The following is a 23,738-nucleotide window of genomic DNA, read 5'->3' as shown; positions in this document are numbered from 1 at the left end:
TTTTCAAACTTATGTATTTAACCAAATAAAACCAACAATATCTTAATAATTAATTTTATTGAATAATTATACGGAATTTTGGATATTATCTCAAAATATTGAGATTTAATACGTATGTTCAATCAAAGCAATTTTAAGTCATGGACGACATTATTGGTATAATTATCGAATTCATTAGAGAGCTACATTTACGGTATATGAAAGAGCGGACTAATGATGCTGCTAAATATCTCGTAATAAATAGTTCAAACATGTGGGGGCTTTGATCTGTTGAACTAGAACAAAATCTACGACAATGGAAAACATACACGATAAGAATAAAGATCTGAAAGAAAACAATACTCACCCTGAACCAAATGCCGATCCGGGTGCTGAAATCGAAACAGTGATCCCGAATGCAGAAAAAACTGAGCCATCAACTGAAAACACTCCTGAAGCAGCAAAAGCTGCTGCCGGATCTGATCAGAAAACTGCTGACAAGGCTGATCATACTGACGATACCGATCAGCAAGATCAACCCGAAATAACGGAGGAAGAAAAGGATCAACCGGAGATAACTGAAGAAGAAAAAGATGAACCTGAAACATCCGACAATGAAGGCGGAGAAAGCACAACGGACGAGCACGGGATAGAGACCATTAGTCCTTAATCTTCCTTTACAAGGATATTTACTATGTTTGGCTGATATAACACCTAATTTCATGCACTCACTCCATATCACTGAACACGATCATATAACATTTCAATTATATGAAGCATCAACCAATCCAATGAAGAAAAAAACCCGAAGGAAGTCATTTATTTTTCTTCTGGTAATAGGTGTTTTCATGGTTTCTTTCGGACTTGTGCAAAAAGACAATTTCCTTCTCTATTATGGATTGACATGGACCCTACTAGTTTTATGTTTTGGAAATATCTACATTAAATGGAAACATAAAAGACATTACACCAAGCATGTAAAAAACAGGTTAGAAAACTCATCTGGCGGATTTGTACAAGTTGAGATTGGCGATGAGCGTATCAGGGTGATAGATGATGCTTCCGACAGTTCTGTAAAACTAAGTGAAGTTAGATCGGTAGATGAGATTCGGGATATTTACTTCATAAAACTGAGCCCAGGGCAAGTGCTTGTTATTCCTAAAACCATTCCTGAGTTAAATAAGGAGATAGAGGCTATCATCCAAAAATTCAATATCCCACATATTCAGCAACTCGACTGGAAATGGTAATTAAAACAAAATACGAACAAACCAAACTATACAAGCTTTCAAATCTTTAATTTTTATTAAAAATTCTAAATGAAACACTTTCATTATTTTCTCTTATTAGCGTTCACATTCTTATACTCTTGTAAAAAGGACAACCAAGGCGATGGCAAATGCAAGGTTACTTCAATCGGATACACATTCAATTCGCAAATCCACAGCGATGGTATCGTGAATTATGACGAACATGGCAATTTAAGTGGGATGACTTCTTCATCAGAGGCCACTTTTCCAAGTTTTTCTCTTGAGTATTTACAAGACACAGTTAAAATTTTCTCAAGGGAAAATGATTACATATATCCTTTAAATGCGCAAGGTAAAGTAACTAAAGTGCTCTTTCAAGCAATCTCCTTCAATTATGGCAGTGATGGATTTATTGAATCCATGACAATAGATAGAGATCGATTAAAGTTTTCTTACCACGAAGGAAATCTTGTCAAAATTACCCAGGAAAAGTACTTGCCGTATTTATTTAAGACAACATTTACTTTTACTTATAATCTGAATGAAAAAGCTGTAGATCTGCTCAGCGCTACAAACCCTTTGTACTATAGTTTGCCACATCCGATACTGCTTCCCAACACACGATATTTTGGAAATACCAGTAAAAACCAACTGAAATCTGTGGAAATATTGACAGAAGACACATATTATCAGACCAAACAAGTAAGCACATACAATTTATCTTATAAAACAGAGTCGAAAAAAATTACTTCTCTTCATCTTATCGAAAATATCCTTGGCAAAAAATCCGATAAATTATATGACTTCAAATATGAATGTGAATAGTTTTATGCATAAATCTCTCGTTCTGTTATTCGCTGTCATCACCTGCATTTCGCTCAGTGCCTGTACTTCGAATACAGAGATCAACAGTTCCACGATTATCGAAGCACCTATATTGCTAGAACCGCTTACAACAGAGAAAATAGATCAGACTCCAGACTCGGCTCTTGTGTGGCTTGTGTTTCAGCACATCTCTCGGAGTATACCAACTGATTCAGATCAGGAGCTGGCTTACATTCTTTCTCTCCCCAAGCCACAACAGGCTATTTATGTTAGTTGTGTACTTGAGAATGAAGTAAACAATGGCGGCTTTAACCAGTTCTACTACAATCCAAGTGGGCAATTTACCAAGTTGGTGCCCGATGCATTAAAGCTGATTGGCGCTACTCAATTTGCAGCACTAACTCAAGCCGCGAATGAAGTGTACGAAAAGGAAAAGGAGCACATTACCAAGCATCAGGATGGCACAACTGAAGGCTTTAGTAAGTCATATGAAGACAACCCTCTAGATAAATTTGATGATCAGTTTTACAAGCTTAAGGAACCGCTTGGGGAATTACAAATTGCTTTTATCAGGAAAAACAAAGAGGCCTTTGTAACACGGGGAACCAGGTAGGTATCTACACCTGTTTCTTCAGGTACTAAGCCAATTGATTCTGAAGGTTGGTTGCACACAGCAATTCTTAACCTGAAAATGCTTAAAATAGATTTATGAAACGCGCTTTTGTTTGGATAATTATTGCCTGCCTAATTTATGGATGCTCTGCAAGAAAAGAGGTCTACTTACCCTTCTACAATCTAGGCTATTCTGCCAGTAGGTTGTTTCCGATCGCAATGAGCGATTCAAAATTTGCATGCCGGATATGGATTAATAATGGAACATCCGTCGAGCGCATCATTTCACTTTCGAGCGATGATGACTCAGAGAATGTTGGCGAAATTTGCAAAATTCCTGCTTTTAAAAGAAAAGTGTCTAAAATTGAAACCTCTCCCATCATGCCGATCAGTGGAATGGCTGATTTTATCGACAAAATAGATTCCCTGGATTTAATGAATTACCGGAGTCAGGAGGACACAGCTTTTAACGCGCCGATGCATCGACCTTTTTCTTTGTATGTGGTGGAGATAAAACGCGGACACCGTTACAATTGCTTTAAATTTCGCACCCAATTTCCAAACGAGGAAAGCGATACGAGTAAATACTCGAGACTACAGCTCTTTATTCTTGAACAATTTATTGCTGGTTTTAAATAGCAATACAATTTGATCACAAAGGTTATTGATCACCTTATACCTTGACTTAGGTAACCTGGATAATTTCCAAGCAACTGTCTTTTCTCCTATAGCACCTTTGATCCGAGCTTTATAAATCGCGTAAATCGCAACTGGAATAGCTAAGAGAATAAAAGGCCAAAAGTTCGCTATAAGTTCTAACATCATATCTATGGTTTGAAGACTAATATCTACCGCTTTCCATATTTAAAATAAGATAGCAACCGTTCAATAAGAAATCCATAAATCAAGGCATTTACAGCCAACAAACCCAAGAAAACAAACCATCCACTGTCTCCCATAATATTCCAAAATAATGGATGTGTAGGGAATCGAAGAATATAGAACAACTTGGAAAATGCCAATACCCAGAGACTACCTCCATCTGTACCCTCATCTACTGTACCAGCAGCTATCAGACTAACTGCTGTTAAAAGCAGCAAACTGATGGTTGTGGTAAGTAGAATTTGAATATTTATTTTTTTCATTGTGTTAGTGTCTGACTACTTTTATATCTCCCTACCATAATAATTCCGAATCCCATTAATCCATCTTTTTTCTCTACGCTTAACGTGTCTCCATTTTGCAATGTGCCGCCAATTGATTTAGGAACTCTTATTCTGATTTCTTCTCCGTCCAGCGTAACGAGTACTCTGGAGATATTTCTCCCTTGCAATGGGTCACGGATTGTCACAAGTGATTCATGCTTATCGACCTCATAAGTCCTATTGGCAAAACTTGCGAAAGAAATAGTCAACAGGATTATTGGAATAAGAATTGTAAAAAACCCTCGCCAGCGCAACTCTTCAATTAGATTCTTTTTGTATATCAGTATTATTATTCCAATTGTTAAAATTAGGCCAAATGCGATGAAGAGTGAAAGGAACACTATCGGTGATAATAAATTGAATATTAAGTTTAGCTCTAAAGCAAACCAAAAAATACTCAGGGCTAAAAGAATCTCAAAGACGACGTAAACCTTCGGTTTCTTCTTAGCTATGTTTTTATTCCCAATTAGTGAGAGGTTTGAAAAAATGTCAACAACGTCTAACAAACTCATCTGATTATTTTAAATAAACCATCCAAATTATCGTACTTTCCAAACATTTTTTGTGCGTCGCGAATAAATATATAGAATTTCAAGTGGTTAAATATAAGCCCTAAAAAAATAACTAACGACCAGCATTACTGGAATGATGGTTAAATAGTATAAAGCAGCTTGAAAGGCAAGCTTGTGATATTTAGATACCGATGTTACCTTATGATTGTTATATGCGATAATTCCCATTAAAATCGGTGCAAGGATGATTAAATAGAAAGCCCCTAATGCAGCCATACCCGAATACTTCCAAAACAGGGCAGTTAACAAGGACATCAGTAAACCACCATAAGTAATAAATAATATAAAAAAATCAATCCCTAGCTTAGCTAGATTCTCTTTTTTAAGCTTAGCCAATAGGCGCAGGTAAATTATGAGCCCTATCAAAGGCAATATCAGATGGATAAAGAGAACGATAAAAATATTTCCTAATGACATTTGAGTACCGAGAATTTCAATTAGCAATATCATCATTTGGCTTACTTAACTGTAAACTTCCTGACGATGAAGATATCTGCAAAGTAAATATTTCCAGTCAATTTTCATAAGCCTGGTCAACGCAATCCCTCCGGCAGTAAAGCAACACTGATACACACACAATTCACTCTGGATGCTCCTTGCTTTAACTTAAGTATAACATGTTATTAAGAATTCCTTAATCGAAAAAAGTTCACAAATGCTAAATTAAAATTGATTTTTGCGGTCATAATTTTACAAATACTAATATTTGGTCACAATGAAAAAGAATACATTTTTAATTATTGTCAATATTTTATTTTTTTCGCTAACTGCTATCGCTCAAACAGGTTCTTTAAAAGGACGGGTTCTGGATGCAAGATTCCCTCTTCCAGGTGCCACGATAAAAGTTGACGGAACTCAAAAAAACGTGACTACAGATTTTGATGGAAATTTCACCATCACGGGTATTACTGCCGGAAGCTACACAATTACGGTGGGGTACCTTGGCTACGAAAAAAGAAATGAAAGCGTCAAGGTCGAGTCCGGCAAAATAACCATTGTTCCAGACATGCTGTTGAAACCGATCTCCCAAGATTTAAACGAGGTTGTGGTTTCATCAAACGGTGGTAAGCGATTGAGCGAAGCCAAAGCATTGAACATTCAAAAAAATGCCGTCAATGTATTGAATGTTATTGCTGCAGACGGTATAGGAAAATTGCCCGACAGAAATGCAGCCGAGGCGGTGCAGCGCGTACCCGGTGTATCTATTGAACGTGATCAGGGCGAGGGCCGTTATGTTGCGGTAAGGGGGTTGCCGGCAGAATGGAGTTCCACTACATTGAATGGCAACAGACTGCCGACGGCCGCTGATGAAGGCGCAAGCAGGGCGACTGCTTTCGACTTTTTTCCTACAGAAATGATTGGTTATGTTGAAGTAGCAAAGGCGCTTACTCCGGATATTGATGCAGATGCCCTTGGTGGAAGCGTAAACTTTATCACCAAGACGGCTCCATCAAAATTTACACTCGATGCCACTGTCGGAGCTGGTTATAACGCAAAGTCTGAAAAGGGAATTTACAGCGGATCCCTATTATTGGGCGATAAAAGTAAGAACGGAAAGTTTGGTTATATATTAAACATTGCACAATGGAACCGCAACTGGGCCTCTGATAATTTTGAAGCGAGGAGATCAGGAGATGAAGGTGTTTACCGTCTGGAATTGAGAGATTATACAGGAAAAAGAAAAACAACGGGTGTTAATGGAGGTTTTGAGTTCAATCCTACTGATAAAGATAAGCTCTTTGTGAAGCTGAACTATGGCAAACTATTAGATGAGGAACTGCATTATAAACAACGCATTCGCTTCGATAAATTCAACAAAACGACCAATAATGGCCGAATTGAACTTCAGAATATCTATAATGAATTAAATTTTGACTTTTATGGCGGAGAAATTGGAGGAAAACACATCGGTAGTAAAGGAATTCTAGACTGGAGCGCTGCACACTACAGCACTACCTTTTATTATGGAAACGTGCCTGACGCTAAAAACAACAGTTATTACTCTTTATTTTTCAAGCAGGATGGCGTTGGCTTTAACCCTGCGTTCATTCAGGATAAAGGTAACGGACCAAGGGCATACTGGAATAGTGACGGTGGCATTATGAACAATGACAACATGTTCGACTATTTATCGACTCCAAATTTCCAGACCACAGCTGGACAGATGAATTTTACTACTTTGGAACTCTATAAAGTTGGCGTAAAGGAAAGGGATAATATTGTTGCAACCTTAAATTATGAACTCACTGCTAATGATAATCTTACTTTTAAGTTTGGCGCCAAATTTAGAGACAAAGACCGAAGGGCAACGTTTTCCGATGAATTTTACAACTGGACAGGAGCGGGCGCTGTACCTAACTTAGCATCGTATGGACAGTACAATATTTATCAGCCCGGCGGTAAAGAGTATCTCAATGAACTAAACACGAACATTGGTGACAGCTTCGGGCCCGTACTCTCCAAAAATGGGATGAACCAGTTTTACCATGATAATTTCAGCAATGGCAACCTGGCATTGGCTGAAGGAGACTCGGAAATCCTGGCAAATGGTGGTGGCCTCGGTAGAAATTTTGATGTAGATGAAACCCATACTTCAGTTTATGGCATGGCTACTTATAAGATAAACGATAAATTTACTTTTTTGGGAGGTTTAAGAGCTACAAATACGCACACCAAAGTTACCGGTTACCAATATGACGTGACTGATATCAATCCGAAAGGCCTGCTGTCGAAAGTGATAAAAACCAAGGATTATTGGTCTATTCTTCCGATGCTTCACTTTAAATATACACCGGAGGAAAACACCAACTTAAGATTTGCTGCGACAAGAACTTTTACAAGGCCTGATTTTGGATATCTAGTTCCCGGGGGAACTTACCTGGCTGCAGACAATGAATACGATGGCGGTAACCCTGACGTGGATCCAACCTATGCTTATAATTTTGATTTGATGGCTGAACATTATTTTGGAAAGCTTGACGTGATTTCCGCAGGAGTATTTTATAAAGTTATCACCGATCCAATCTTTATGGATACAAGACAGGGTGACATCAACGGACATACAGGTGTTGAGATTTCCCAACCCCTAAACGGTGACAATGCGTGGCTCTTCGGTATAGAAGTCAGCGGCAACAAAAAATTTGATTTTCTTCCTGGCTTCCTGAGCGGGTTCGGAGCTCAGGCAAATTACACTTTCACTAAATCTGAAATGACTATTCCAGGCCGTTCAGGTAAGACCAGCTTGCCAAGGCAGGGAGATCATCTGATAAATGCACAGCTATACTATGAAAAAGGGAAAGTCAATGTAAGGGCTGCGTACAATTTTAAAGCAAAATATATTATCGAACACGGCACCACGGGGCTTAAAAGGGATGACGTGTATTACGGTGACTATGCTGCGCTGGATGCAAACATTTCCTTTAGGCTTACCAACCACTTTACCATATTTGCCGAGGCAAACAACCTATTAAACCAGAAACTGGAATACTATTATGGAGATGATAGCAGACCAAAACAGGTGGAACTTTATGGGATAAGGGGACAACTGGGGCTCAAATGGAGTTTATAAGTTAAAGGGGGGCTGGCGATAAGAGCTGGCCCTCTCTTTTTCACTGCTCATATCCCCTGCCATACCATCCTTGAACAAATAAGACACTGCTGCATTTGTTCTATCCTATTTACTTTGATTTTATTTTTTATATTAGTCTACCATCTTCTATGGCTAGATTATGCATCGGGTTTCAGTTTCTTCCTGACCCGATAGCTGGAGATTAATCAATTAGAATATGAATTATATACATCTTTCTTTACTATTTTTTTTTACTTGTTTAAATCTTAGTAAACAAACCCCCGAATTAGTAACTAAGAAAGTGATGGTTATTCAAGTGTATGGTGAATTGCTAAAAATCAACAACCATGGACCAGTTCCTGTTGATTATTGGGGTTTTTATATTTCTCTGTTTGCTCCAAAACCTGGTGCTTTGAAACCAATTGTTTTAGGGAGTTTTGATGATAAAATAAATAAAAACAAAATTTTCGCATGGGATATTGATGCCAACGCGTTCTCGAATGTTGAGAGAAGATATCAAATTGTCAGACCAAGAACCGGACCGCATCTTATATTGCCAGATATGAGAGAATTTCCCGAATGCAAAACCTATTATCAATTAATTGAAAAGCCACGCACTGCTGTGATGTGGACAGCTGATGCTATATGCAAGAAATACACGAAAGAGGTTAACGGAGCAGTTGTTGATAGTATATTTATGGTTCAAAGTTTAAAAAACCTTCAGCCCTTGGATGATTTTGTAGATGACTCATTCTGTAAAATACAATGGAGATCTAAGAAATAATTATGAATGGAGTTTGACTGTGAGGTTATATTTTTCTTATTCAAAGCCCTCCCAAATACACACTATCACTTACCTCTTTCCTGTTTACCGCCACAAAAGAAATATACAGCTCCATACCCCCTGCCATACCATCCGGTAAAGCCAACACAACAGAACCGCTGCTCCTTACGGCAGTACCAATCTCAAACACCGCCTTGGCCAATCCCGGGAAATACGCCATTACCATCACCTCATCGCTGGGCAAAGAAAACGGAAACGAAGGATCATAAGACCAGCTAAAACGTAATCCCTCCGGCAACAAAACAACACTGGCATTCTGCGCCGGAGCCAATACACCCCGCGACACCAAAACCCTCGAATAGTCCATCTCCAAAAAAGGGTACGAACCCTTCACAGCATACCTCAACAAATAAGACACCGCCGCATTCTGCGGAAACATGCCCGATTCCTGCGCCTGCACCGCATACCCCACATTGATAAAAGGCATGATGGGTTTCAGAAACGCATTCACTACAGACATCCGCTGCCAACCCGCCAACTGCGCCACAGAAGGAGAAACACTGCGACCGATGCGCCGTACCACCTGCCTGCCCATCAACTTATAGAAAACCAAGTTACCCAACCTGCCGCGATAATCGCCAAAGGGGCCAAAATCTACACTACTCATGGCTACACAATTACATAACTTGCATACATCGTATCACTCTGCCCCTTTCCCTCAGCGGCCGAGTAGCTCATATAACCATGCAACCTATGGCCAGCAATGCCGGGCGGCAAAGTAAAGAAGTAGATTTCCTCGTGCCTCCTGGCAGCATCACGCTCCACATAAAAAAGCTGGGCATCCTCATCATAGAGCAGAAACGTACCCAGATCCATCTGATCAGCCTGCGTGCCAGCAGACCAGCTGAATATCAGCGAGCCCCCTTCATCCATCATGATCACCGTGACAAGGTTCGTCAACACCGCTCCCTTGCTATAGCACAATTCCGAGCAATCGATCAATGGCTCCGTACCATTATACACAATAGCATGCCTCAGGTTATAACTCACCGCAGCACTAAAAGCCGTTTGGTGCTTTTTGTACTTGCGGAAACCCAATGCGATCAGCTCCTTAATGGGCGACAAAAAACTCACCATCATAGGCAGCACCAGCAATTGAGCAGGCAACGAATCCCTGTTCATCCTGCCACTCTTGCGGTACGATGCAGTGATCACAGATTGCCCATTTACTTTTCGGCCTACCAGGGCACCAGTCTTTCCGCGGAAACCACCAAACAAACCATCATCTAAAATTCCCATCACATCATTGATTTAAGTAAAAGAAAAGACCGGCAGCACACATCGCCACCGGTCTGTAAAAGAAGGTCAAGCCACAGTTACCTGACCCAGGTACGCACTGTCGCTCACCACCTTACCATCCGCAGATACCGCGCTGATCCAGCAAGAAACCATGTCGCCCGTAAAATCGGCTGGCAGTGCCAACGTGTAAGTGAGCGCAGAGCGGGGTACTACCTGCATCAGCCCTACAAAGGCGTCCTTCGCCGGATTGTACACCAGTACCGAGATCCGGTCTGTCGCCGCACCACCACCCATACCCACATTAGCCAGCCATTCAAACACCACAGCCCCCGCAGCGCTAGCTACCTCGGGGATGTAAGGCGTATCCAAGTGACCCTTGCTCAGCACGATCTTCGTGTAATCGATGGCAAAAGGAAACACCTTGGCTACCGCATCGTAGTTTTCCCTGAAGGCATAGTTGAAGGCCGACTGCTTCTCCTTCTTCACGTGTTTAAAACCCACCTGCAGAAAACTATTGATCGGCCTGATGAAGTCGATCATGACCCTGAAGATGCTGCGCACATCCAATTGAGACTGCGTGGGCGGCTTAGTAGACGGATACGGCACACCCGTAATCACGTTTTGTCCATTTACGCGGTGCCCCACCAGCGCTCCAGCTTTTCCCTGGAAACCGCCAAAGGCACCTAAATGTTGAATTCCCATAATCATAAGAATTTATTGTGAAACCATTGAGTTAATTGTGAGCCAAATCTAAATTCGGTATTCACAAAAACCTAATAGACTGCAACTTATGACAACAATTGATATCATTTGACAACATTTGACAACAATTCCAGAGCATCATTACCCTTAAGTCGCCACTGCACATCAGCTATATCCAGGCGAAAACAAGCGCAGTACTCCCGCATCGTCACCTCCCCATAAGGGGCTATGTTAAAGTGTTTTCTTACGAATTGCAATTTCCGCTGAGCGGTACTAGGACTTACATTTGCCAGTTCCTCCACGTCTTTTATAGAGATAAATAAAGAGCATGTTTTCATAATTCTTTAGGTTTGATGATTTCTTCATACCCAAAAATAAAGCGGAGGCAGGATCAAAAAAATGAAACTATTTTAATTAATCACGAAGCAACTTCACAGTATCCGACCAAGCATTAAACATCCTGAACAACACACCAATTATAATCCATCCCTGGTCATTCGCTTTTTCTGATTTACCTAAATATTACCTAGTTTTAAATAATATTATAAACGCATTTTATGAAGTCATGACGCCTGAAGAAAAAAATGAAATATTAAGTACTTATAAATGGGTCAAAGTCCCGAAGTATGTTGACGACGAAAATCTATCCTGGGAAGAACGTTACAAAAGATTGAATGACCATCACATCAAAGAAACTACATTTCTAATCGAAAAGATCAGAAGCATCGTTGCATTAGATGTATTATAATCATATAACCCATTAGGATTTTAATATGCACACTCCTTACCAGAATAGACTCGGACACGAAGCTGATTTTAAAGTTAAATATCGTTTTTATTTAGCTGAAGAAGGCGGACGAAAATATACACCACACCAAGGTTACCGTTCTGACTTCTGGTACTACCACCCTTCACACGACGGGACTAATCAATTTTTCATGATCTGGCCGGAGTTTCTGGACGAACGCGGAAATGTAATTTTGGAAGAGCAAGGCTCAGTTCCTTTATCTGGCATTGCACAAATGTGGATCATCAATTCTGAAACGCGAAACTACCATAATGATAAAATTGTCTTAGGTCTGAAAGGCTATTTCATGGAAGTACCAAGACGTGTAGCAGAATGCGAGGTAATTGAAATAGGTAATTTGAAAATGTAAATTATGAATATACGTACTGGATTGAGAATTTTCAGAAGTTTAAATAATCTATTATATTTATAATGGAAAACACCTAGCCCATGTCAGCATTATTCGGATTGATAGTAGAATTTTTAGTTTGGTTCATTTTTGAAATGCTGATTGGAGCAATCGTTGAAGGTTTTAAGGCAGTATGTAGGGCATTCTTCCCTGCCCCTACCAAGCTAGCTCCCACAAAACGTAACATTAAGTTTAAGTTGACGCCCAATAAGTAACAGCCATCAACCCATATCGGCTCTAAAAAGCCATTGATTCCATTATATAACTCACCTCATCCCCTTTATGGCGTATACAAAATTGGAGCTCTAGCTTAGCGAGCTCCTCATCAAGTATTACTTAAAATATGTCTAATATAGATGGATCCGACCAAAGATCAAATTTATCTAAAACAACAATCAGTCTGTCTGATTCTTCTTCCCGTTTTAGGAGATATATCAAAAGATTGTCAGATGTACCGCCATTTCCTTCAGATGTCAAAGATTTTATGGCAGATATATCTTGCTTTTCAAAAATGCTTTTAACATCGCTATAATTAGCCTGTCGGTATTCGATCGAATTTAAAAATTCCAAGGTAACTGAAATGTCGGTTGGGATTTTCAAGCGCTCTCTTAGTTCAGTCAAAATAATTTCATCAAATTTATGCATTGTGTACATAATAATAATTTTCGCAATTGTAATTATATTCGATGCACGGGCAAAGAACCAACAGTTGCTTTACCAACTATTTTATCGTACCAAAAAATCCTTGCTTTTTCAGGTGTCGTCTTTGTATTGTATGTCTTGGGTAATTCTTTGTCCTTGGAAAACCTTCCAACTAATTTTAATGTAAGAGGAAGAGTCTGTCCATCCCATAAATCATTTGCATTCACCAATGTCTTATTAGTTGGTTCAAGATAGAATCTTTCTACAAATCCAAGATTTAAGTACCAACTAACCCACGCAGCCAAATCAACACTTCTAGATCGTTTGAACTGAGCTGACATCAAGCTGTTATCTATTATTTAGTAGTTTTATACCCAATTTCTTGAAGTACCCAAGTTGAATCGACCAATTTTAAATCATAGATAATCGACTGAACTCTATCCAATTTACTCTTGTTATTAAAAACTACCTTTGCGCGATTACCATCAACTATTTCTTCAATATTATAATCAAAGTAGCTAAATTGATTACTAAATTTTTTATCTCCTGCTAATTTATTGCTGGCTGTAACTATATCTTTCCAATACTTTTCAGGTGTAACTGAAAGTTCTTCAGCATATTTCCCATATAACTTATTAATATCCTGATATTTTTTTGCTTCATTAAACTCACCAGCATTTTCTGATGATTGTAATTGTATAATTGAAACTAAAGGGGAATTAATTTTGGAAACTTTGTTATTACAACTTACTAATAACGTCAATAAAATTAAAATTTTAATTTTGTACATCATGCTAATTTGTCCTGTTTTGTTTTCCATAATACTCTTTATTTTAGTACTCCATTATATTAATTATTTGGAAACCAACCAACATTATCTTTAATATTGAGATTTTTAGCTAGCCAGCTAAGTCTCAAAAGCCCTACTATCTTTTCATCCCAGTCAAATCCATTAATTTCTACAAATTCAATTTCACCTTCTTTAAACCGCATAAATGTATCATTGTCAATCCAATATCTTTTACTTCCAGTTATGATTGGTGTCGATATACCTTTAATGTAAAGTGTTAAACTATCATACTAATCTGCAATACTTTTAGATTTCAATACCTGAAAACTATAAAAAGCGACCATTATCAATAAACCAGAAAGAATTGAAGACATGGAATAGCCTTTATTCAAAAACCCTATAAGTCCAGCTTCAGACATATTCATTAATGGAAAATTAGGTGAAAAAAACAGAAAAGATAATTCATATAAAAGCATACTAAAAATAAAAAAAATAATACGCCTATTGTCTCTCAAATATTTCTTAAGAAAATGAAAAAACACAATTGAAAATAAGAACTGTATTAATGAAGCCAACATTACCGTCAATGGAGTCATGCCAACTTCTCCTCCGCTATAGTCACTCATAGTAACATATGATATAAAAATACCAATTGTCAAGATGCTTTGTAATAAAAACCAAATGATCATTTTTAAAAATTTAATTCGAGAAAAATTGTTTTAATTCCCATTTGAAACCAGGACGTCTTCTTGTATATTCTTCGTTAAATCTTGTTTCCTTAAAACTTCGTCTTCCACTATCAGCTTCAAAGTAAAGATATAGATCCTTTTTAACCTTATTTTGCCCAAAGACAGAATAAGCACCCGCAGCACCGAAAAAATGAAACTATTTTAATTAATCCCGAAGCACCTTCACCCTTTCCAACCAATCATTACACCTCCTGAGCAACATACACTGATCCGTAGTATCCACACAAGCATGCACCCTATACCTGAGGTTCCTATCCGCATCCAGCAATACTTCAAACAGCTTCCTATCCTCCTCCCTACTTGTTGGAAATACCTCATCTATCAAAGGATCTATCATCCTGCACAGCGCAAAAAGGTGTTTCAAATTCAGCTGATTGGGTCTATACGAAATACTGACCTCTATATACACCAGGCAGATTTGTACCATTGCCTGGCTCAGCATAGACGCCATCACGATCCCATTTTCCTCTTCCGTCACATCAGCCGCTGCTTCTACCAAGGCTACTGCCCTATTGTACCTGTTGTACCAAAGCTGTGTTTTGTGCAACAACACTTGTTTATCATCCAATTCCGGAATAGCAAACCCGACCGATTCCGCCCCATAAATCAATTCCCCCTTGCGCAGCAGTTCATGGAAAAAGAGCTGATTATCCCGCAAAGCATCCTGTACATCTTTTACACTGTGCATCAGCAAGGTCACCCCTTTGATGATGCCCTGCACATTCAATACCTCTGATGTACAAGGAGCATCGCAGATCACCAGCAGATAGTAATGCACCTCTACCGGCTCTTTCTCAGCAGAGGAGAACATGCCTAATCTAACATCCGCTTTCGCATACCTCGCCAGTTTATATATCTGCACTACCGGAACCAAGTCGCAGATTCTAGCGATGATCAGATCCAGCGGCTTTTCTTCTTTAAAATCTGATACCATTTGCTCATACATCCTCAAAACCAGGCTTTTCACCAGATCCGCTTTGGCGGATAGCCTTTGCAATTGCTCCTGACTGATTTCATAATCCACCTCATAACGGACCGAGCGATAGGCCCCATCCAAAAGTGTAAGCAAAGCCATCTCGGCTTCATCCTCCTCATTAAAAACAGCACCCAGTTCCCTGAGGTAGCCTTTCATGAGGCTCTGATGATGACGGATGGAATGTATGGCTTTATCCCTGCCTATAACCAGTAACTCTACCGTCCGGTAACTGAGCTCTACTACCTGATGCAGCATAAAAGCGGCTAAATCATACTTGGCCTGATCAAAATAGAATTGAAAACCCTCTCCAAAACCTGTTATTTTCTTCCATTCCTTTTCAAAGTTGCGCTTTGCTTTTTTCAGTACCGCTTTGGCGGTCATATCGGCAGACAGCAACTCAACAATCCCTTCCGACTGGTACAGCAAATTCTCTTCCTTGCAAATCGTATAAAAAACCATGCTACCATAATGCAATGCGCGTTTGATCTCCTGTACGGTGAATACAGTGAAGCTGTATTCATGATAATCGGCCATGATCATACCGATCAATAGCTTGGCCTCCGCGGTGTGGATTTTACTAACCCTGGGAAGCACGATGGTCAGTTCCTTGACCTGGCTTTCCTGAGCATTGTAATGATGACTGATATAGATGCGCTCTACAGGCATCAGTTGCGTTATTCTATTGATGAAATCATGCTGGTTCAGCATGTTGGAGGTTAGAAGGTTGTTTGGGTTTGCCATAAGCTCATTTTTAATGGTTAAAAAATGAGTCTCAGAGGGATTTAGAAAAGCTCGCTTTCATTTCACCCAACAGTAAGTACTGGACTTGATAAAACGAAGATGCGCTATAGCGAACTCTAAAAACCGATCAACCAGGCTTCTCAGGACCTTGAGCACGGATTTACAATAGAGCCCATAACACTATAGCGCACCTTCAAAAGTACAACAAATATTGTCATGGGCATTAATCTATTGTCCCGGCTCTATAAATCTGAGAATTTGGTTGCGAGACTCTTGAATTAATACCTCAATTAAGAAGTAGTGATATGTTGTTGTATTTCTTTATTTCATTGGCTATTGACTTTTGTTTTTCTTTCCATCTTTGTGAGGATAAAACAAATTTACGAAAAGTAACTAAAACAACCAAACATTTCTTTTTGATTAATATTTTGTAATATATTTAAGAATATTGCACACCATTTCAAGAATTTGGAACAATATCTAATAGTTTACAATGGGAATTGTGTATTTCAGGAAAGTAACTATTTATTTTTCTCCAACTGGCATCATAAGGATTTGAAGAGTAGCGAAATATCCACCTGATATTTACGTACATGCGAATACAATTTATAAGGGGCGGAAAATAATCTCTAAATGAAATCCATTCAAATAGCGAAGTGAGGTTATCATTGAAATAATACCTCAAAGCGATGTATTTGCGAGTATTAAATATGCTTCTAATCCAACGGACTGCCAAATTGCTAAAACAAAAGGCACCCCTGTTGGGCATAAATGCTGCTAAACAGTCGAAAAGTATCGTGATAGCATTAATAAAATTGGTATAAAATGTCTTAAAATCTTGCGTAACTGTAAATATGCTGATAAACCGCAAAGCTTTTTAAGTGTACTTCTTCATCGCTATACCTTTCTTCAGGAAGCCAAAGTAATTGGTCGTAGATAGTGGTTTTTATACTAGCTTTTAATTCTCTGCTTTCCTTCCAACCCGGAATATTCAACTTTTCTTTTTGTAAGATTTCCAGAGTGTCTTTTGCGACTTTTTTCACTTGTTCTTTTTCCTCCTTATTGAGTTCTTTATTTTGAATTAATAAATCAAAAATGGATAAAGTAGGTTCATCTAAATTTTCGCGATAAGCTCTTTTTTCTTCTTGACTTAGGCTTTGGATGAATGCCGTTAGTTGTGCAAAACTACGTTTTAAAGCTTCTGCATCCTTCCCATTGTTATATTCTTCTACAATTTCTTTGTAGCGCTCATAAAATTCCAAACGCAAAGGATTTTCCCTAAGCATCTGCTCCAATTTTTGCTCTACTGCTTTATTCAAATCATACACCAACTCATTTTTTCGCGACACTTTTTCAAAGGCTTTTCGTAGTGCATCTACATTCAAATTAGATAGATCTATTGTAACATTTAGTGGTTCAGAAACCGTATTTACTTGAATAGAATCATTCACCACACTTTGCAAACGCATAATTACTTCCGTTACATCTGCGCTTTTAATTTTCTGATTAAGCTTATTGTAAATCGCATCGATTGCATTGTATTGCGGGGTGAATTTTTTAGCTTGTTTTTCGGGGAAAAGGGCTTTGTATTTTCTAAAAACATTTCTGGCAGCTATTTCAAATTTTGCCCGACTTTCATCGTTTCTACATACGGCATTCGCGCCACTGTTTACAGCAGCGATTTTTCCCATCGCCGTAGCGTTGATGAGCGTTTTAAGGTCGAAATTCTCTTCCGTCAACATTGTTTCTACTTCCGAAATGGCTTTTTTAATCTCATCAGCCATATCTTCCAATAGTTCGAAGGGTTTTTCATCGCCTTTTTTATCGCCACCATTACCTTTCTCACCCTCTCCATAAATAGAATAGGCTTTCTCTAACTGCTGATATACATTGCCATAATCTACAATCAATCCGTTTTCTTTTTCATCGTCATACACCCGGTTGGCACGGGCTATGGTTTGCATCAAAGTATGGCCTTTTATAGGTTTATCCAGATAAACAGTTGAAATTGCAGGCGCATCAAATCCGGTAATCCACATCGCACAGACAATAGCCAGTCGAAACGGATGGTCTTCATCTTTAAATTCTTTTTCCAGATTTCGTTCTACCATTTTGCGACGGTGTGGCTCTATTTCCAAATTCATTTTTCGGAACTTGTCAATCTCGTTCTGCTCCGAACTGATTACTACTGCCACTTCTGTGTTCGCCACTAAATTGTATTTGCGTTGTAATTCCTGCTCTTCCTGCAAGTCCGTGGTTTGATCGATACTGGCTTTTAGTTCCGATAAATACGCCGGCCAATATTCCATCACATAATCGTACATCCGCACGGCAGTAGGCTTGTCTAAGGTTACCAACATTGCCTTTCCTTGATAGCCTCGCTCATTAAAATGCCAAACCAAATCTTTGGCTATGGCTCTGAGTCGGGTTCCGGCCGTAAGTATGGGATATTCTTTTTTGAACAAATAAGCCAACTTCTTTTGTTGGTCTTCGTCCAGATTTTCATTTTCCAAAATCTCCGCCATTTGCTCGTCGAGCTGAGGATTTTCAATTTGCAAGCGCTCGCCACGGTTCAAATATTTTAGTGGTAAAGTAGCTTCATCTTCAATGGCTCTTTTAAAATCATAGACTGAAACATATCCACCGAAAATATTTTTAGTAATCTCTTCATCTTCCTTAATTATAGGCGTACCTGTGAAACCCAAGAATGAAGCATTAGGCAGACCGAAAAACCTCATATTCCGGGCATATTTCCCGCCCTGTGTACGGTGCGCTTCATCGGAAATAACGATGATATTTTTACGGTCAGTAATTAATGGATATTCGGTTTCCAATTCAGGATCGATGGAAAATTTGTGGATTAAGGAAAAGACATAGCGATGATTTTCACTGAGCAATTCCCGCAAATGCTCTCTTCCGGTTAGGCCTTTCTTTTTACCGGCAATTACATTTTTATTGTTCACAATGCCCACTCCCGAAAAGGTATCGTAAGCCTGGTTTTCAAGCTCTGTACGGTCTACCACAATTAGGAAAGTGTAAGAACCACCAAATTTGCGCTGGATTTTTTCGCAAAGAAAAACCATCGAGTAGGTTTTGCCCGAACCTTGTGTATGCCAATACACCCCTAATTTTCCTTCAAGGTCTGCAATGTTTTCTACATTTTCCAACACACGGTTTACGCCTATGAACTGGTGGTTTTTGGCCATCAATTTAACAATGGATCCATTGCTTTCATCAAAAAGAAGAAAGTTTTCAAAAATATCCATCAGGTTTTCGGGTGAACAGGTTCCCCGTAACATTGTATCCAAACTCACCACGCCTTCAGCAGCTTCTGTAATTCTTTTCCAGTCCAAAAAATATTTGTACGGACTGGTTACCGTTCCCACTTTGGCATCGGTGCCATTGCTCAAAATCACAAAGGCATTGTGGGAAAACAGGTGCGGAATGGTGTCTTTATAATCTTTGAAATTGTCTTCATAAGCCGAACGCAAATCGTTGGCATGACTTTTCAATTCTATAAACACCAGCGGAATGCCATTTACAAAGCCGATGACATCCGGGCGGCGATTGTGCAGTTCGCCGCTCACTTCCAATTGGCGTACTGCTAAAAAATGATTGTCGCTATAATTTTGATAATCAAAAATACGCAGGGTTTTCTTTTGGTTTTTGCCTTCTTCGTTTACAAAGGAAACTTCCACACCATTTTTGAGGAATTGATATTTTGCTTTGTTCTGTTGCGCAATGGTTTTATCGGCTTCTTTTTGGGTAATCTTTTCTATGGCTCGTGTATAAGCCAAGGCGGGCAAGCCCGGATTGAGCTTTTGCAAAGCCGACGACAAATATTTTTCTAAAACCACTTCAGTTTTATTGTCACGACCCAGCAATCCATTTTCGCCAAAGCTTTCATTTTTCCAGGCGGTCACCACTTCCCAGCCTAGTTCCTGCAACACTTCCTGTGTGGCATTTTCAATGAGTGCATCTTCAGAGTATTCGTAGGACATAGGTTAGTTTTTATTAATTATGGGTATAGCAACATCTAAGGCGTAAATATTAAAATAGTTATTCAATTCTTGCTTAGTATGTAGTGTACTCTGATCTAATTTTGTTTTGTTACTATTCGCTTTCGGATATACAATTATAGCATCTAAAATCTCATTGGCCTGCAAACCTAAATCTTTAAAGATGGGTTTCATTCGGGCGTAGGCCGCAACTTGCCTTACATCTTCAATATCCACCGAACGCTCGGCATAGGCCTTATATTTTACATCCACAACCGCTTTAATATCTTTGGTGTTAATGATAATATCGGGTATTCGATCTGCGTATTTTTTTTGAAAATAGATGCCTTCCCTAAAATTGGAACGCAACAATTTTAATACGTGTATCTCAAACAACTTACTCATATTGATCCAATACGGAAAAGTACTAACCGTATTTTTAGTTGTGTTTGTTATATTGAACGAACTTCTTTTTACAATAAGATTAGCCAGTTTTAAGGCATTCTCATACAAAGGAAATAGTGGGTTTTTTTTGACTGCTATTGGCTCTCGAATGTTAGTTTTCAACTCAACATTGTGTAAAGAACCTCTTATAAATCCTAATTTGCTTTCTAAATTTTTAATTAGCCCTAATTTTTTAAACTGATTGAGGTAATTCAGGCAAAATTGGAATATATATTTTAAAAATTTATTCTCTGCTGTATTGAACCCGAAGTTTTGATATTTACAATGGGTCTTGATGTATTTAGATTTGAGATGATTATTTTTTATCGTCTCTTTTATTAAAATTTTCCCTTTTATTTTATTATCTAAATTTTCTTCTACCCAATAATATCCCTTTTGCAATCCTGCGTGACAGATTTTTTCTAAGTAGGTGACAAATTGAATGATCAAAATTGGCGTTAAGAAGTCATCTTTTTGATTGATTTCAATGGTTGGTTTTGAAAAATCTACAAAATAAAGATCAGAGATATCTTCGGTACCTTTTACGAAAGGCAAGCTGTTGAAAAGCATATCATAAAAATTGACTGAAAAATCTTTTGCATCATCTTCAAACTTCGGTTCTACAACAAATGGGATATGGTTTTCCAAATAATCCATCCCTATCAAATAGGATGTATTGAGTAGCAAATCATCACCAACTTTCTTTATCTCAATACAATTAAGGTCTTTGTCAATTTTTTCACACTTTAAATTAAATGCTACTTTGTTTTCAACACAGTTCATTAAATGCGTTTTCCATTTCGCATCGTAATCTACAATCGAACTTAATGAATGGATTCCAGAAACAAAGTTCTCTCTAATCCTAAGCATCGGGATCTTGATATTTTAGTAAATCTTGAATAATCTGTTTTACTTCTGTAGTATTATTCAAAATACCATCTTTTACATACTCTTGCAAAATCGGAACAATCTCATATTTCAAGCGCAAGCTGAAGGCGGTGTTTTCTTTTTTGAAAAAATAACTATGACCCAACCAAATATCCTGTGGCCTGTCTTGAAATTCTAAACTCAAATGTTCCGAAGCTTCCAACTCTTCGGCAGTTGATTTGATTTCTTTTACAAATAATCTTGCAACTTTTTTAAACTCGGGCGATTGAAAATTATCTTGCGTAAAATCTTGTGGCAGTACATCATAAAAGGCAAATCTTCTACGTAACGCATAGTCCAAATGACCTACGCTTCTATCGGCGGTGTTCATTGTACCAATGATGTACAAATTATCGGGAATGGTAATTTCATAATTCCCATTTTTATTCGCATACATCGATTTGAAAGCATCATTTCTGTATTCCAATGCATAAATCAATTCACCTAAAACTGAAGACAAATTGGCTCTGTTTATTTCATCAATGATTAGAATGTAGGGATTTACAGGGTCTTTTGAAGCCTTATCGACCATCTCCAAAAACAGCTTGTCTTTGGAAACGTAGTTGATTTTATTGCCCACAGGTTCGGTCACAATTCCCCTGATAAAATCTTCGTAAGTATAGGCTGGATGAAACTGAATCAAATCTATTTGATCGCTTGTAGATAATATATTTGACTGCTCTTTTTTATCTTGGGTTACCGTATCAAAAACAACATACTCTGCCAAATCTTTTGCAGTATAGGTTTTACCGGTTCCAGGTGGGCCCTGCAGTATGACTTGCCTTTTGTATTCTAAAAGTTTTTTTAGTTCTTTCATTTGTTTTTCAATTAAATAAAATGTATCACCCTCAAGTATACGTACAACCTTATCGTAAAATTTATTATCATTAAGTTTAATGATTGTGGTATTAACCATATTAGTTTCATATCCTACGCCATATATATGCTTGCCATCTTCTTGTACACCATTCCATTGCTCCACTAACAACCGTTGACCATATTTACCTTTAAATCCGTTGATTGATCTGGTATCTTCGTAATAACATATTGCATCTTCAAAACCTACAAGTGTGTTATCTAGTTTAATTTTATTGTTAATTATGTCCTGTAATTGCTCTTCACGCTCAACTTCAAAGTCAATTTTTTTTAATTCGCCATAAGCATAATAATGGTTATTAGTATATAGAAGAATACCATCCCCTTCTTTCATCCTCTTACATTTACTAAGCAAACCGCTAACTGTAGAATTATTTTGATCATGGAATTGCTGTTGCATCAGAAAAATACCATTTTCCAAATCATAAGAGATAATGTCTGCATCATTTCCGTTTACAACCCAATAATTGCGTTCAGCAGTCTTCTGCCGGTATTTACACATAAAAGCATCATAGATTTGTTGTATGCGTAGTTGTGAAAATATTTTGCTGGCATTTTGATTAGCTAAAATTTCTCTTATAATTTTATCTTTGTTTCTACTTCCACTACCTACAAATTCTATCACTTTTCCATCAAACTGGGCGGCAATTGCGGGGTCTGCGTAGAAAATTTCAGCCATTTTTGGAATATTGCCATCAAAATAAAATTGTAAGTCTTTAGATTTTTGAACAATGTTTTTTTCATCAACACAGTTAACTATCTTTCTAAAATTTCCTTCATCTTCCCAGACCGAATAATCGAGTAAATCAAAATCTTCTACCTTTAACTTGAAGAAAGCCTTAGCTTCTACTGCGGTTGATCTAGAAGATTTAACGATTAGGGGGATATCTAAATAAAAGAATTTGAATGCAACAAATTTCGAAATATCAATTGGTAACTTTTCATTTAAAACCTCAAAGTAAAGACGGTCATTTCCGTTTTCAGAAACTTGCCACTCTTTGGCTTTCCACAACTGAATTTTTCCGCCACCAATGATAAATGCATAGTCATCTAGAGCTAAGCCGTTAAACCAAGTACTTGATTTTGGAGCTTCATAAAATCCATCTATTAACTGTTGTGGATTATGTTCGTTGGATATTTTTCCGAAGAATATATTCATTACATTTTTTAAATTAAATCAAAACCCCTCATTCCAATCAGGCAACTTTCCATATATTTCATAAAAACGTTGCAGTAACACGCCTTCCACAAAACCAGGTAAATCTTTATGGTTTTCATCGAAGGTTACAAACCAATAAATGTCTAATGCATCTATTGTTTCATCTTCTAATTTTAAATCCAAAAAAATCTGGCGTTTTAAACCACCTTGCTTATTATTCACTCTGTTTTTAAGCAGTTGGTTTTTAAATTGTCCATTGGGCAGCATTGTACCCGATTTTCCAATGTACACTATTTCTATTTTACCTTTTTGTAATCGTAAAATGTAATAGACACCTGGTTTATCAGGAACATCTTTGCTTACGAGCCTTAGGTTATCTCCTTTTTCGAAAAAGAAATGTCCATTTTCTTGATATTTTTCTAATTCTGAAAACAAAGCGTTAAT

At 38.0% G+C, this 23,738-nt stretch carries 27 protein-coding genes; 10 read left to right on the top strand and 17 right to left on the bottom strand.

Annotation, left to right across the window (positions count from 1 at the left end; translation table 11 throughout):
* Nucleotides 1-295 precede the first annotated feature (295 nt).
* The 5 genes from R2Q78_RS17085 to R2Q78_RS17065 all read left to right on the top strand — a co-directional run bounded on the left by R2Q78_RS17085 (nt 296) and on the right by R2Q78_RS17065 (nt 3,305).
* A complete protein-coding gene (locus tag R2Q78_RS17085) occupies nt 296-649 on the top strand; it encodes a hypothetical protein (RefSeq protein ID WP_316793758.1) in 354 nt (117 codons plus the stop codon).
* Between the two features lie 121 nt (nt 650-770).
* On the top strand, nt 771-1,229 hold the full coding sequence (locus R2Q78_RS17080; protein ID WP_316793757.1) for a YcxB family protein: 459 nt from the start codon (nt 771-773) through the stop codon (nt 1,227-1,229).
* A 69-nt stretch (nt 1,230-1,298) separates the two neighbouring features.
* Nucleotides 1,299-2,054, top strand: coding sequence for a hypothetical protein (locus R2Q78_RS17075; RefSeq protein ID WP_316793756.1), 756 nt, complete (start codon nt 1,299-1,301; stop codon nt 2,052-2,054).
* The gene (locus R2Q78_RS17070; protein WP_316793755.1) at nt 2,041-2,667 is read left to right on the top strand and encodes a DMP19 family protein; all 627 of its coding nucleotides are present in this window, start codon (nt 2,041-2,043) and stop codon (nt 2,665-2,667) included. Before R2Q78_RS17075 ends, R2Q78_RS17070 begins: the two co-directional genes overlap by 14 nt.
* Before the next feature lie 95 nt (nt 2,668-2,762).
* Nucleotides 2,763-3,305, top strand: a complete 543-nt coding sequence (locus R2Q78_RS17065) for a hypothetical protein (RefSeq protein WP_316793754.1) — start codon at nt 2,763-2,765, stop codon at nt 3,303-3,305.
* A gap of 209 nt (nt 3,306-3,514) precedes the next feature.
* On the opposite strand, the gene R2Q78_RS17060 is transcribed toward R2Q78_RS17065, so the two are convergent.
* From R2Q78_RS17060 to R2Q78_RS17050, 3 genes are all read right to left on the bottom strand, one after another.
* Nucleotides 3,515-3,811 (bottom strand): hypothetical protein, encoded by a 297-nt coding sequence (locus tag R2Q78_RS17060; RefSeq protein WP_316793753.1) that lies wholly within the window; start codon nt 3,809-3,811, stop codon nt 3,515-3,517.
* Entirely contained in the window at nt 3,808-4,383 is a 576-nt protein-coding gene (locus R2Q78_RS17055) for a hypothetical protein (protein WP_316793752.1), read from the bottom strand. The genes R2Q78_RS17060 and R2Q78_RS17055 overlap by 4 nt, the downstream gene beginning before the upstream one ends.
* 87 nt (nt 4,384-4,470) lie before the next feature.
* Nucleotides 4,471-4,896: a hypothetical protein gene (locus R2Q78_RS17050; protein ID WP_316793751.1), complete on the bottom strand. Its 426-nt coding sequence runs from the start codon at nt 4,894-4,896 to the stop codon at nt 4,471-4,473.
* 262 nt (nt 4,897-5,158) lie between these two features.
* Between R2Q78_RS17050 and R2Q78_RS17045 the strand changes: the two genes are divergently transcribed.
* Together R2Q78_RS17045 and R2Q78_RS17040 are read left to right on the top strand one after the other, a co-directional pair.
* A complete protein-coding gene (locus R2Q78_RS17045; protein WP_316793750.1) occupies nt 5,159-8,011 on the top strand; it encodes a TonB-dependent receptor in 2,853 nt (950 codons plus the stop codon).
* A 217-nt stretch (nt 8,012-8,228) separates the two neighbouring features.
* Nucleotides 8,229-8,795 (top strand): hypothetical protein, encoded by a 567-nt coding sequence (locus tag R2Q78_RS17040; protein ID WP_316793749.1) that lies wholly within the window; start codon nt 8,229-8,231, stop codon nt 8,793-8,795.
* Between the two features lie 40 nt (nt 8,796-8,835).
* Here R2Q78_RS17040 and R2Q78_RS17035 read toward each other — a convergent pair whose 3' ends face one another.
* The 4 genes from R2Q78_RS17035 to R2Q78_RS17020 all read right to left on the bottom strand — a co-directional run bounded on the left by R2Q78_RS17035 (nt 8,836) and on the right by R2Q78_RS17020 (nt 11,134).
* Entirely contained in the window at nt 8,836-9,462 is a 627-nt protein-coding gene (locus R2Q78_RS17035; RefSeq protein ID WP_316793748.1) for a DUF6266 family protein, read from the bottom strand.
* A gap of 2 nt (nt 9,463-9,464) precedes the next feature.
* Entirely contained in the window at nt 9,465-10,094 is a 630-nt protein-coding gene (locus R2Q78_RS17030) for a DUF6266 family protein (protein ID WP_316793747.1), read from the bottom strand.
* Between the two features lie 66 nt (nt 10,095-10,160).
* Nucleotides 10,161-10,796 carry a DUF6266 family protein gene (locus R2Q78_RS17025; protein ID WP_316793746.1) on the bottom strand — a complete coding sequence of 212 codons (636 nt, stop codon included), beginning with the start codon at nt 10,794-10,796 and terminating at the stop codon, nt 10,161-10,163.
* A gap of 104 nt (nt 10,797-10,900) precedes the next feature.
* The gene (locus tag R2Q78_RS17020) at nt 10,901-11,134 is read right to left on the bottom strand and encodes a hypothetical protein (protein WP_316793745.1); all 234 of its coding nucleotides are present in this window, start codon (nt 11,132-11,134) and stop codon (nt 10,901-10,903) included.
* A 227-nt stretch (nt 11,135-11,361) separates the two neighbouring features.
* Here R2Q78_RS17020 and R2Q78_RS17015 point away from each other — a divergent pair, with 227 nt between their 5' ends.
* The 3 genes from R2Q78_RS17015 (at nt 11,362) to R2Q78_RS17005 (ending at nt 12,207) form a co-directional block, all read left to right on the top strand.
* Nucleotides 11,362-11,544 carry a hypothetical protein gene (locus R2Q78_RS17015; RefSeq protein WP_316793744.1) on the top strand — a complete coding sequence of 61 codons (183 nt, stop codon included), beginning with the start codon at nt 11,362-11,364 and terminating at the stop codon, nt 11,542-11,544.
* Nucleotides 11,545-11,569: 25 nt separating this feature from the next.
* The gene (locus R2Q78_RS17010; RefSeq protein ID WP_316793743.1) at nt 11,570-11,953 is read left to right on the top strand and encodes a hypothetical protein; all 384 of its coding nucleotides are present in this window, start codon (nt 11,570-11,572) and stop codon (nt 11,951-11,953) included.
* 80 nt (nt 11,954-12,033) lie between these two features.
* Complete coding sequence (locus R2Q78_RS17005; RefSeq protein ID WP_316793742.1) at nt 12,034-12,207, top strand: hypothetical protein; 174 nt, start codon at nt 12,034-12,036, stop codon at nt 12,205-12,207.
* A gap of 121 nt (nt 12,208-12,328) precedes the next feature.
* On the opposite strand, the gene R2Q78_RS17000 is transcribed toward R2Q78_RS17005, so the two are convergent.
* From R2Q78_RS17000 to R2Q78_RS16955, 10 genes are all read right to left on the bottom strand, one after another.
* On the bottom strand, nt 12,329-12,637 hold the full coding sequence (locus R2Q78_RS17000; RefSeq protein WP_316793741.1) for a hypothetical protein: 309 nt from the start codon (nt 12,635-12,637) through the stop codon (nt 12,329-12,331).
* A gap of 32 nt (nt 12,638-12,669) precedes the next feature.
* Nucleotides 12,670-12,975: a hypothetical protein gene (locus R2Q78_RS16995; protein ID WP_316793740.1), complete on the bottom strand. Its 306-nt coding sequence runs from the start codon at nt 12,973-12,975 to the stop codon at nt 12,670-12,672.
* Nucleotides 12,976-12,989: 14 nt separating this feature from the next.
* Complete coding sequence (locus tag R2Q78_RS16990; protein WP_316793739.1) at nt 12,990-13,454, bottom strand: hypothetical protein; 465 nt, start codon at nt 13,452-13,454, stop codon at nt 12,990-12,992.
* A 29-nt stretch (nt 13,455-13,483) separates the two neighbouring features.
* Nucleotides 13,484-13,627 carry a hypothetical protein gene (locus R2Q78_RS16985; RefSeq protein WP_316793738.1) on the bottom strand — a complete coding sequence of 48 codons (144 nt, stop codon included), beginning with the start codon at nt 13,625-13,627 and terminating at the stop codon, nt 13,484-13,486.
* A gap of 87 nt (nt 13,628-13,714) precedes the next feature.
* A complete protein-coding gene (locus tag R2Q78_RS16980; RefSeq protein WP_316793737.1) occupies nt 13,715-14,113 on the bottom strand; it encodes a hypothetical protein in 399 nt (132 codons plus the stop codon).
* Between the two features lie 205 nt (nt 14,114-14,318).
* Nucleotides 14,319-15,890, bottom strand: coding sequence for a HEPN domain-containing protein (locus tag R2Q78_RS16975; protein WP_316793736.1), 1,572 nt, complete (start codon nt 15,888-15,890; stop codon nt 14,319-14,321).
* Between the two features lie 830 nt (nt 15,891-16,720).
* On the bottom strand, nt 16,721-19,891 hold the full coding sequence (locus R2Q78_RS16970) for a type I restriction endonuclease subunit R (protein WP_316793735.1): 3,171 nt from the start codon (nt 19,889-19,891) through the stop codon (nt 16,721-16,723).
* A gap of 3 nt (nt 19,892-19,894) precedes the next feature.
* Nucleotides 19,895-21,202 (bottom strand): 5-methylcytosine restriction system specificity protein McrC, encoded by a 1,308-nt coding sequence (locus R2Q78_RS16965; protein WP_316793734.1) that lies wholly within the window; start codon nt 21,200-21,202, stop codon nt 19,895-19,897.
* Complete coding sequence (locus R2Q78_RS16960) at nt 21,195-23,294, bottom strand: McrB family protein (protein WP_316793733.1); 2,100 nt, start codon at nt 23,292-23,294, stop codon at nt 21,195-21,197. The genes R2Q78_RS16965 and R2Q78_RS16960 overlap by 8 nt, the downstream gene beginning before the upstream one ends.
* Before the next feature lie 18 nt (nt 23,295-23,312).
* Nucleotides 23,313-23,729, bottom strand: coding sequence for a hypothetical protein (locus R2Q78_RS16955; RefSeq protein WP_316793732.1), 417 nt, complete (start codon nt 23,727-23,729; stop codon nt 23,313-23,315).
* Nucleotides 23,730-23,738: the final 9 nt, after the last annotated feature.

Source organism: Pedobacter frigoris (assembly GCF_032678645.1).
Classification (GTDB): Bacteria; Bacteroidota; Bacteroidia; order Sphingobacteriales; family Sphingobacteriaceae; genus Pedobacter; species Pedobacter frigoris_A.
This window is presented reverse-complemented; position numbering and strand designations above follow the sequence as displayed.